The sequence below is a fragment of the Flavobacterium sp. GCM10023249 genome, from assembly GCF_042653365.1.
In the GTDB taxonomy this organism is placed as follows: domain Bacteria; phylum Bacteroidota; class Bacteroidia; order Flavobacteriales; family Flavobacteriaceae; genus Flavobacterium.
The window spans coordinates 1-5,726 of the sequence record NZ_JBHSHZ010000020.1 but is presented as its reverse complement, the minus strand read 5'-3'; the positions used below and the strand labels follow the sequence as shown (position 1 = coordinate 5,726).

At 32.7% G+C, this 5,726-nt stretch carries 7 protein-coding genes; all 7 read right to left on the bottom strand.

What is annotated here, in order from left to right; all coding sequences use genetic code 11:
- Nucleotides 1-642: 642 nt before the first annotated feature.
- A complete protein-coding gene (locus ACFO7M_RS15730) occupies nucleotides 643-1,158 on the bottom strand; it encodes a hypothetical protein (protein WP_379736766.1) in 516 nt (171 codons plus the stop codon).
- A gap of 173 nt (nucleotides 1,159-1,331) precedes the next feature.
- Nucleotides 1,332-1,739, bottom strand: a complete 408-nt coding sequence (locus ACFO7M_RS15725; protein WP_379712111.1) for a hypothetical protein — start codon at nucleotides 1,737-1,739, stop codon at nucleotides 1,332-1,334.
- 179 nt (nucleotides 1,740-1,918) lie between these two features.
- On the bottom strand, nucleotides 1,919-2,401 hold the full coding sequence (locus tag ACFO7M_RS15720) for a hypothetical protein (protein ID WP_379736764.1): 483 nt from the start codon (nucleotides 2,399-2,401) through the stop codon (nucleotides 1,919-1,921).
- A gap of 193 nt (nucleotides 2,402-2,594) precedes the next feature.
- Nucleotides 2,595-3,674: a hypothetical protein gene (locus ACFO7M_RS15715; protein WP_379736762.1), complete on the bottom strand. Its 1,080-nt coding sequence runs from the start codon at nucleotides 3,672-3,674 to the stop codon at nucleotides 2,595-2,597.
- Between the two features lie 174 nt (nucleotides 3,675-3,848).
- Nucleotides 3,849-4,475 (bottom strand): CatA-like O-acetyltransferase, encoded by a 627-nt coding sequence (locus tag ACFO7M_RS15710; RefSeq protein WP_379736759.1) that lies wholly within the window; start codon nucleotides 4,473-4,475, stop codon nucleotides 3,849-3,851.
- A gap of 185 nt (nucleotides 4,476-4,660) precedes the next feature.
- Nucleotides 4,661-5,086, bottom strand: coding sequence for a DUF4304 domain-containing protein (locus tag ACFO7M_RS15705; RefSeq protein ID WP_379736757.1), 426 nt, complete (start codon nucleotides 5,084-5,086; stop codon nucleotides 4,661-4,663).
- A 163-nt stretch (nucleotides 5,087-5,249) separates the two neighbouring features.
- Nucleotides 5,250-5,627, bottom strand: a complete 378-nt coding sequence (locus ACFO7M_RS15700; RefSeq protein ID WP_379736755.1) for a VOC family protein — start codon at nucleotides 5,625-5,627, stop codon at nucleotides 5,250-5,252.
- Between the last annotated feature and the right edge of the window lie 99 nt (nucleotides 5,628-5,726).

Genomic DNA, 5,726 nt, shown 5'->3' with positions numbered 1-5,726 from the left:
ATAGAAGTACCATGCCTAAATTTATTTAAAAAAAATACTTTTTATTTGTTTTTAAGCACAGTTCTTTGTTAGCCGTTCGGTTTTATTTTTCTATTCTTTCGCTATTTGCTTCCGCTGTGTTTTCTGTGCTTTTTATTGAGTTTCCAATAATAATAGAAACGATTGTGATTATTATTGTGATTACGATTCGTATTATATCAGAATTCAAAACCAGATTTGTGATAGTTGATGTTATTCCATTAATAACTATTATTAGAATTATCATTCTTTCAGGATTTAGAAGAATTTTATTCAGTTTTATGCGATAATATAAAAATACAATTGAAGCAATTAAGGCTACTATATTCCACAAGTAAAATTTATCGGTTATAATTTTTTCAAACGCTAAATAGGATTGTAGTGCAAGTATGAAAACCCAATAATATTTCGAATAGCTTTGTTTCATATTTTTTGGTTTAATTATTTCTTTTCACCTTAAATTTTCTATTTACGTAAACTGACGGCTAACGTTTGGCCACTTGGCTTAGTTGTGGTCAAAGCGTGTTGATTATTTTCCGTTAAGTTAAAACTTTCTGCGTGATTTGATTGTTTCAATTTTAGAAAAACTAGCAATTGAGCCAAATGGCGGTTAGCAAACGTTTTTTATTTACTATAAACTTTTCTCACTTTCTCTTTTGTTGAAAATGCAACTCTTATTTCACCGCAATCATTTTTTGCTTGGTTTATGTGAATCAAAGTGTCGTTTCTAATAATAAATTTTTCATTTTCAAAAATTTCATAGTCAGATTCTCTTCCGCTTGGTTCACAACCTTTTATTGTTTTATTATTTTCAAAATAACTTTTATCACCAATCTTAATGCAATAAACTCCAAAACGATGTTGAAAAAGACAATCTTTCGGTTTTATACTTTTCAAGGTTATTGTATCATTCACAATTTTCCACATTCCATTACTTTTGGAGCCAGATTGGCAAGCATGATCTGAAAACTCAAAAGTTTTGTTTCCCTTAATAATTAATGTTGCTCTATATGGCATTCCTTGAACAGTATCGTACCAAGTTCTAACAAACTTCGGATTTTCTATTTCCTTTGAAAAATCTTTTTTGCAACTTGAAAATAAAATCAAGAGAACTACTGGTAAGATTAAGAAATTTTTCATTTTAAGATTTTGGTTCTTGTGGCGCAGTGAGAAAAATGTTTGCTAACGTGCCGCGGCTTTGCGCAGTGGCGGAACATTAATAATTATTCGAAAGATAAGCAAAATTTGAATTAGCAGATTATTTTCCAAGAAAGATAAACGAGCCATTGCGCAAAACCGCTGTTGGCAGTAGTTCATCTGTAAATCGGTTTCTTATATTTAAGCCAAATTTTAAATATTCCAATTCCGCTAAAATTGGCAATAAAATAAAAAAGCGCACTGTCTAATATTGCTGGAGATTTCAATTCATCCCAATTTGAATCGTAACCATAAATCCAACCCATAATTTGACCAACGTCTATTCCAGCTCCAATGAGAACAACAATTGAAACTATTCCAGCGTAGACCAATTTCTCAACAAAGATTAATTTCTCTGTTGGAATTAAATAAACTAACATATTTAAAAATGTAATTAAGAAATAAAATCCAAATGCTGGCACGCCGTAGTAGTCACCATGATATGGAGATTCTTGAAATATTGAACAGAAAGCCAATAATAATATTATAAAAAATATCCGATACCTAATTACGTTTTCTATCATTCGCCTTTTCTGAAGATGTGTGTACTGTGAATTACTGCCAACGTGTGGCCGCTTGGCTTAGTTGCGGGCAAAGCGTGTTGATTATTTTCGGTTAAGATAAAATTTTCTTCGTGAATTGATAGCTTAAATTTTACGAAAATCTAGCAATTGAGCCAAACGGCTGTTATGCGTTCGGCTTATTATTCATTATCTATGCTGTATATTCTAGTGTAATCAGCAAATTCCGTGTTTACTAAATTTAGTTCAATTATTTTTTTTGCTATTTCAAAATCAACTACCATACAGCCTACTTCCATTGTACCACTTCCAATACTTCCTCCGTCCGTGTGACCTAGTCCTGTCCAACCTAAAACTTCATCCATTCTTTCTTCAAGTCTGTGTCGTTTATCTAAATCTTCGTCAGTTCCGAATCCGTCAATTTCAAATTCAATTTCTAAAAATGACACTTTGTCGTCGTCAAATTCCGAATAACCTTCTTTAAGTTTTACGTTAATTTCTTTCTGAACAGTCTTTCTAAAATTTGAGAAAAGTCCGTTTTTAACTTCTTTGTCTTGTCCTCGTTGTCCAACAACGCCCCAATGTACAACTGCTGTTTTTTCATCTTTGTCCCAAGTTTCCCAATAGTGAAGTTGATTATCGATTAGTTTGTAAAGTTTAAGCATATTTTTAAAATTTCAATTGTCTGTTCGGGGCGGTTTTAAGCTGACGCATAACGTTTCGCGGCTTCAAGAAGTGGCGATAAACCAAGACCAAGCCTTCTCAAATATAACCAAAACTTTTAATTAAAAACCTTTCCAATTTCTGATAAATCCCGAGTCTCGCCATTTCTTGAAACCGCTGTTGGCAGCAGTGATTTTATTGCTCGTTCAATCTTCTTCTCGCTCTGTAAAGCCACTCTGCATCAATTGATATAATAGAAAACGGCGCTAAATTGTTATTTTTATTATTAAAAACAAATATCTTTGAAAAGAAGTCTTCTTTAATGTTTAGAGCTTCGTTTTTATCGAAGTTAAACTTTTCCCACCGACGTAGAATTTTATCAGGAACGAAGAAATCAAATTCTGTGGATTCATTTCTTTCAGACCTTGAACTAACTGTCAATGTCCACACATTAGGTCTGTCACTTTGCCAATGGATTTCTGCTAATAAGTCGCTGAAGGAAGTTATTCTATTTAGAATGTTATTTTCACTTTTAGTTTTAGCAAAAAGAAATACTAAATCACCTGTTTCTAATAATCCAACATATGAATATTTTATGCTCAATCGCGCAAAATGTATGATTTCACGGATTGTTGGTTCTTCTGCAATTAAGTTTTTTGCGGCTAAGTATTCGTTACTATTAATATCTCCATTTCTGTCTTTAAAAAATGAATATAGATTTTCAACGGCATTATTGGGTAAGCTGTCTATAAACCTTTGATTAATTCCATTTATTAAGTCTATAACCGGTTGGCTTAAAAACCAACTTAGTGATATAAGAGGAATTTTATTATTTGCTGCGAACTCAACTGCAGGGCGTGTAAATAAATTTATGGACGCAACACCAACTTGATAAAGATATCTGTTTCGCTGCTCAATTGCATAATCAGCTCTTCTATTATTTTGTCGTTTAAGAAGGCTTTTTTTAGTTACAATTTCAAAGTCATTTAAATCATTTCTAAGTCCGAGTGCATTTCTGACGATAGGTAAACTTAGTGAGCTAGCGTAAGCTTTACATTCAAAAATTAATTGTGTTGGATAAGCAAATGGCATTTGAATCGGTGGATTCATAATAATATCTGCATCGTGTGCTGCTCCTTTACCGTTCAAAAAATACAACCCACTTCTTTCAAATGCATATAAACCATCAGATTTAACATTCGAAAAGCCACAACTTTTTAGTAATTCTCTAATGATATATTCTAATAATGCTCCTTTAAAATTTCCTGCTTTCATGTCATTAAGATAAGTGTTCGTATCATTGCTGCCAACGTTCCGCGGCTTTGCGCTGTAGCGATGCCAGCGGGCAGATTATTTTCTGTTAAAGATAGAGTTTTTTCGTGAAGAAAAAACGTCAAGTTGACTACGCAACCAGGTATAGCGCAAAACCGCTGTTGGCGGTAGTTCTTATCATTTGTTAAGTTGCGTTTGAAATTCTTCTAAGTATTTTGCAAAATGAAAACCATCAACTAATCCGTGATGAGCTTCAATTGATACAGGTAAAAACTTTTTCCCTTCTCGAATACTAAATTTCCCAAATGTTATTTTTGGGACAGACTCCGTTCTGTCAAAATTTGTTGGATGTAAAAGTCCTGAAAATGAAGTCCAAGGAATTGTTGAATGACGAATCAGGTCTTTCTTTACATCATCATCATTTAAACGTAATCCAATTGAGTTCTGTACGGCATTAATTTCTTCTTGTACTTCAGCATTAAAAGTTTCAAAATCCTCATAAAAATTCGCAAATGCAAAACCGAATGTTCCGTCTTGTCTTCCGACTGTAAAGCCAGCATTTATTTTGTCAAATGATATTACCTTATTTTCTACGATTCTTAATTTCAACTCTTCGACTGAATTTACCGCAATCATGGATTTGTGTAGATAATATGAAAAAAACGATTGTCCGTTTTCTTGAGTTTTTTTATAAGCATTGCTACAATCTAATTCTGTAATAATTCCAAAATATGGGCTTGCCATTTTCGAAAAGAATTCAAAATGTTCTTTTCGGTTCCATCTTTCTATGTCGATTTCTTTCATGTAGGTTTTCTATTTTAAATATGGGTTGTAGAATTACCGCCAACGTGTGGCCACTTGGCTTAGTTGCGGGCAAAGCGGTTTGATTATTTTCGGTTAAGATAAAAATTTCTGCGTGAAATGTTAGTTTCAATTTTTAAGAAAAACTAGCAATTGAGCCAAATGGCGGTTATGAGCAGGCTTTTATTTTATATTATTTCGTTCCAATATTTCTCCATCAAAGGAATCCTTTCTACGGCTTTTTTAGCAAGTTTGTCATATTTGTTTCCAAAACTTAGAAGTGACGTTTTATCATATCTAAACCAACTATTTTTTCCGTTTTCTTCATTTTCGGAATTAGGATATATTCTCTTTCTTTCGTTTAAGTTATGTGCTGTCAATTTATTCAACTCTATAATTTCATTCCAATAAGTTTTATATTCTTTTCCTTTATGGTTTGCAAGTTCGATTACAAATCCTCCGCCATCTCTGTCAAATTGAAAAGTCAATAAGTTTGTTTTTTCATTTTCAGTTTTTCTAAAATGAGGAAAGCTTCCCTTGAATTTTAATTTTCTTAATTCAGGTATAAAAATTTGATTTAATGATTTTATCATTTTAGCTCTTTCTGTACTCATAGGGCGGTTTTAAGCTTGCTCATAACGTTCCGCCGCTTGGCGTCAGTGGCGATGCCAGCGGACTGATTAATTTCTGTTAAAGATAAAGTTTTTTCGTGAAGAAAAAACGTCAAGGTAACTAAGCAACCCAGCCATTGCGCCAAACGGCTGTTAGCGGTAGTCGTTACTTGGTTTTTAAAGCACTAATTATTACACCAAAACCATCAGGATCTTTTATCAATATTCCATTTTGATTCCAATAAGGATTTTTAGCATTTACAATTTTGATTTGTTTGGCTTTAATCCTTTCAATTATATTTTGGTATTCACTTTCACTTTCGGGATAAAAAACTATTAAATCATCATCATCAATTCTTTGCTTTGCTTTTTCGCACGAAGTTGTGAATTCTAAATGCCAATTTAAGTTCTCTTTGCCGACAAAAACACCGTCATAACCATCGTGATTGTGAAATTCGCCGAGTATTTCGAGACCCATTAGTTCTGTATAGAAGATTTTCAACTCTTCTATTTTATTAGTATGTCGAGCAATTCTTAATATCATTTTTTAGTATGTTATGCTGCGATTACCGCTAACTTGTTTATATGTATTGTTTTATCATACATATCCTTCCAAAAGGGCAGGATAGGTACAGTTAGTACA

Bases quoted from the DNA above. Each gene is read 5' to 3' on its own strand.
- ACFO7M_RS15710 (WP_379736759.1), bottom strand. From the start codon at position 4,475: ATGAAAGAAATCGACATAGAAAGATGGAACCGAAAAGAACATTTTGAA.
- ACFO7M_RS15705 (WP_379736757.1), bottom strand. From the start codon at position 5,086: ATGAGTACAGAAAGAGCTAAAATGATAAAATCATTAAATCAAATTTTT.
- ACFO7M_RS15725 (WP_379712111.1), bottom strand. From the start codon at position 1,739: ATGATAGAAAACGTAATTAGGTATCGGATATTTTTTATAATATTATTA.
- ACFO7M_RS15720 (WP_379736764.1), bottom strand. From the start codon at position 2,401: ATGCTTAAACTTTACAAACTAATCGATAATCAACTTCACTATTGGGAA.
- ACFO7M_RS15700 (WP_379736755.1), bottom strand. From the start codon at position 5,627: ATGATATTAAGAATTGCTCGACATACTAATAAAATAGAAGAGTTGAAA.
- ACFO7M_RS15730 (WP_379736766.1), bottom strand. From the start codon at position 1,158: ATGAAAAATTTCTTAATCTTACCAGTAGTTCTCTTGATTTTATTTTCA.
- ACFO7M_RS15715 (WP_379736762.1), bottom strand. From the start codon at position 3,674: ATGAAAGCAGGAAATTTTAAAGGAGCATTATTAGAATATATCATTAGA.